The organism is Dankookia rubra (genome assembly GCF_004355005.1).
GTDB lineage: Bacteria > Pseudomonadota > Alphaproteobacteria > Acetobacterales > Acetobacteraceae > Paracraurococcus > Paracraurococcus ruber_A.
In genome coordinates this window covers 1-3,962 of the sequence record NZ_SMSJ01000197.1, presented here as the reverse complement: position 1 = coordinate 3,962, position 3,962 = coordinate 1, and the positions used below count along the sequence as shown (strand labels likewise).

Sequence of the window (3,962 nt, the reverse complement as noted above, 5' to 3'; positions counted from 1 at the left end):
GGTACGGTCGAGCGCCTGGATTTGCGACTTCTCGTCGATGGACAGCACCACGGTGTGCATCGGCGGATCCATGGTGAGGCCGACGATGTCCTCAACCTTCTCGGCGAAGGCTGGATCGTTGGAGCGCTTGAAGCTGCGCAGGCGGTGCGGCTGCAGCCGATGAGCATCCCAGATGCGCTGCACCGAGCGCAGGCTGATGCCGCTGGCCTGCGCCATCGCCCGGCCGGTCCAGTGGGTGGCCTCACCCCGCGGCTCGGAGCAGGTGAGCGCCAGCACCTTTGCCACGGTCGCGGTCGGCACCGGCGCCCTGCCGGGTGGGCGGGTCTTGTCGCGCAACAGGCCGTCCACCCCAGCCTGGGCGTAGCGCGCCTGCCACCGCCGCACCGCCGGCCGGCTTGCCGCCGCCTGACGGGCAACCTCGGCGACGGGAAGCCGGTCGGCGGACAGCAGGACGATTCGGGCACGCTGGACGTGCTTCTGCGGGCGGTTCCGGTCAGCGGTGATCGCCTCTAATCGGGCGCGATCACCAGCATCAACGATGACGCACACTTTCTGAGCCATTCGCCGAGCGTGGCACGCCCTAACAGCGGCGTGAATCGTCCGTCTGTGTCAGTGCACTCTCATGTCCGCCATTTCAAGCAGCAGGCGCAGTGATGCTTGGCTTGTTTTTTCCAAGCTGTTCAGCGTGGCCGCCACTGGACAGGGCAGGAGGCACGATCATGAGACGACGGTTGATCAAGCTCTGATGCGTGGGTTGGATACCGCCGGACCGGTGATGCGTCGCGGAGCTTCCTCTGTCTAGCGGCCAGCGTCGGATCAAATCCGGCTGGTAGTGCACACGAGGGTTCTCCTGCCGTGACCGTGCCCCCAGCCTTGTCCAGCTTGGGATGGATCGATGTAGCTGAGCGGCCTCCCCGGGACAGCGTTGCACGGGACCGGAATGTCAGGCGGCAGCAGGCTGGGCCTGTTTGGCAATGGCCCAGACGAAACCCGCCAGTTCGCGGGCGATGGCGGCGGTGGCGACGTTCGGTGACTTCCCGGCCCTGGCGAGCTTGCGGTAGCGCCCGCACAGCCGCTCTTGCGCCTTCCAGGCGGTGTCGCGGATCGGCTTGGCCAGGTCCTCCTGGCGTAGCAGAAGCTCTCGGCTGATCCGGGCCGGGAACCGGTAGCTCCAGGCCGCCTCGATCAGCATGCGCCGGGCTGAGCCATTACCGGCCTTGGTGATCGCGCCCTGGCGCCGAGTTCCGCCGCTGGAATGCTCGGACGGAACCAACCCAAGATAGGCCATCAGCTGCCGCGGATTGGCAAAGCGGGTGATGTCGCCAAGCTCGGCGACCAGTGTCGCTGCCGTTATCAGCGCGATGCCGCGCAGAGCCTGCAACGCCCGCACCACCGGTGCCAAGGACCAGTCCGGCAACGCCGCGGCGATATGGGCCTCTAGCCGATCGCGTCGAGCCGTCGCCGCTTCGACTGCAGCGATGCAATCCTTCAGAACGAGGTGGTGGGCTGCTTGTGCGAAGCGCAGCCCGGCCAGCCACTTTCGGTGCATCAGGGTCCAAGCCGGTCGGCCGTAGTGTTGTCCCTGCCGTAGCAGAAAGCCGGATAGTTGCTGGCGAGCCTGTCGAAGGGCGCGGACAGCGGCCAGACGCGCCCGCACCAAGTCGCGGACGGCCTCATGAGCCAGGTCCGGCACCCAGACCGGGGTCAATTCCCCGGCCCGATGCAACCTGGCGGTGAATCATGCCACCCCCGCAGGCGCAATCGCCCCGCCCGGGAATCTGCCCCGCTTACGGTTCAGACCCATGAAATACAGGCACAGCACCCACACCCGTAGCGGCTGGTGATGGCCGGCCAGCACCGTGCCGGTGAGGTCGTCAAAGCGCCCCGCACACGTCTTGCACCGATACCGCTGCCGGTGAGCTTGGGTCTCGTCAAAGCCATCACGGACCACGGTACTGCTACTGCAGGCAGGGCAGCGGACACCCTCCGGCCAGCGATGCTGGCGCACCAGGGCGAAACACTTGGCATCGTTGATCAGCGCCGAGAGGTTGATCAGATCAGGGGTGGCCATGATGCCACGGGCTCCTCGCGCGAGACCGTTCGCTATCCCGCCCTCACACACAGCATCACAGGCCGCCTCCGGGCACGCTACCCAGGCCTGGCTCCATCACTCCAGATCCCGACAAGAGCCTTAGTTTCTAGCGCAGCCTTCCGGATTTAACGATGACGCTGACCGTCTGAGCCATGCCCGAAACTCTAAAGCGCAGCGCGCCGCTGTGAAGCCTCCAATTGGGTCAGTGCAATAGTGTTTGCACCAGCCTAACTCCGTAGTATCGTATCACGAGTTTCAGGCGCGGAGCACGAAGCTTTCACACAGATCAGCATGAAAATTCCGCACAACTCAACGCATCGTAGCCTGCTGGATTTTAGGAACCATAGCGATGTCGGAACGTGGAGATAAGCGAGTGAAATTAGGAATATCGCGAGTCCAGCCGGACAAAAACGTGTTCACGAAAGCGGATATTTCAATGGCTACATGGACCGCGATAATTTTCTTTGTAACTTATGTTCTTCTGGTGATTTTTGTTGGGACTTCGAATGATGAACCGTCATTGGCACAAAATGGCGGCGGAGGACCTATTAAATACGTTCTATATTCATTACCAATAACGCTTGGTTTCGTATATTATTGTGTTTTCGGATCCGTCAGTTCCAGGATTAGCTGGCATGGCGCGTTGGCTTTTTTGCTGTATGCGACAGTTTCAATGCTTTCACTAGCAAGTAATACATTGCATGGATTTTATTCAGTGAGAGATATCGCCATAATTAGCGGTTACCTTTCAATGTATGTTTTTTGGTTTCGCGCTCCCGCTTGGTGTGTCGACGCAGCTTTATTGACTTTGGCCTTATGCATTGCGATAGATTCAGCATGGCGCATCGGCTCAGCTCCTAATCTGTTTGCCGGCGGCTTTTACGGATTCTTAGGTCTCTCCGAAGCATCACAGCAGGGCTTATTCGGATCGAACGGGATTCTAGAGTCTTCGTTTGCGTTTCCTGTCGGTGCTATCGCACTTTATTATTTCAGCCACAGAAAAAGACAGAAGTTTCTTTTTTCGTTGGTGCTTTTATTCATTGCATTTAAGCGAATTGCATTTGCCGGAATCGTGCTCGCTTTGTGCTTTGACGTCGTGGTTAGCCCAATAATATCCCAAAAATCCCGGAAATTTTTGGCCGCCACAATCGTCGTTCTGGTATCGCTAACGGCTATATTCACGACGCAAATTTTTGAAGGAATAGCTGATCTGCTTGATTTAGAAGAAACAAATGCAAATAGCGTTTCTCTTGGCAGATATGATATAGCTGTCAAACTGTGGACCGAATTAGAAAGCGCCCCCCTGATGAATTACGTGGTAGGATTTGGTCCGGGTTCTGCCGACCAAATATCCACTGAGAATTTTAACTTAAATCCGCACAACGATTGGTTGAAAATCATAATTGACTACGGGGTAATTGGATTCGTTGTGTTCCATTTAGTATTTCTAATTATTACTAGAGTGAGTAGGCTAGGGATCATGATCTACCTATATAATGCGACGCTAATGGTGACCGATAACGTCTTGATTTATATGATTTATCATCCGTTCCTGGTTTTGATAGCGTGTGTTGCGCGAGGACATGAAGAGAGTGACTTTACTAGAAGGTTAACTCTAAATCGCCGGCCACAAAGCTTAGCGCCGAACCGCCCGCCGCAGTGATGTGGTTCCGCCCCCAACTCTGGTCCAGGGGCTACGCAACTCGTCGGGCTTGTGGTCCGTCCCCGTCTCTGGTCCAGGGTCTACGCAAGTTTTCAGACTAGGCCCCGTTAGCGCCTGAACGCTGCGGCGTTGATGGCGTTGGGCCGCCTTTGTGAAGGGGCGGCAGTGGTTCTCACGGATGAGCAATGGGCGGTGCTGGAGCCGCTG

The 3,962-nt window shown here is 57.9% G+C and carries 3 protein-coding genes and 1 pseudogene; 1 reads left to right on the top strand and 3 read right to left on the bottom strand.

Annotated elements, in window-relative coordinates:
• The 3 genes and pseudogenes from E2C06_RS35645 to E2C06_RS35635 all read right to left on the bottom strand — a co-directional run.
• The coding region (locus E2C06_RS35645) for an IS630 family transposase (RefSeq protein WP_133293271.1) at window positions 1-561 on the bottom strand (561 nt) is incomplete at its 3' end.
• A 382-nt stretch (window positions 562-943) separates the two neighbouring features.
• Window positions 944-1,732, bottom strand: a pseudogene (locus E2C06_RS35640) (IS110 family RNA-guided transposase); the annotation flags it as partial.
• Between the two features lie 6 nt (window positions 1,733-1,738).
• On the bottom strand, window positions 1,739-2,071 hold the full coding sequence (locus tag E2C06_RS35635; protein WP_133293270.1) for a transposase: 333 nt from the start codon (window positions 2,069-2,071) through the stop codon (window positions 1,739-1,741).
• 370 nt (window positions 2,072-2,441) lie between these two features.
• On the opposite strand from E2C06_RS35635, the gene E2C06_RS35630 reads away from it, so the two are divergent.
• Window positions 2,442-3,755 (top strand): O-antigen ligase family protein, encoded by a 1,314-nt coding sequence (locus E2C06_RS35630; RefSeq protein ID WP_133293269.1) that lies wholly within the window; start codon window positions 2,442-2,444, stop codon window positions 3,753-3,755.
• Window positions 3,756-3,962 lie beyond the last annotated feature (207 nt).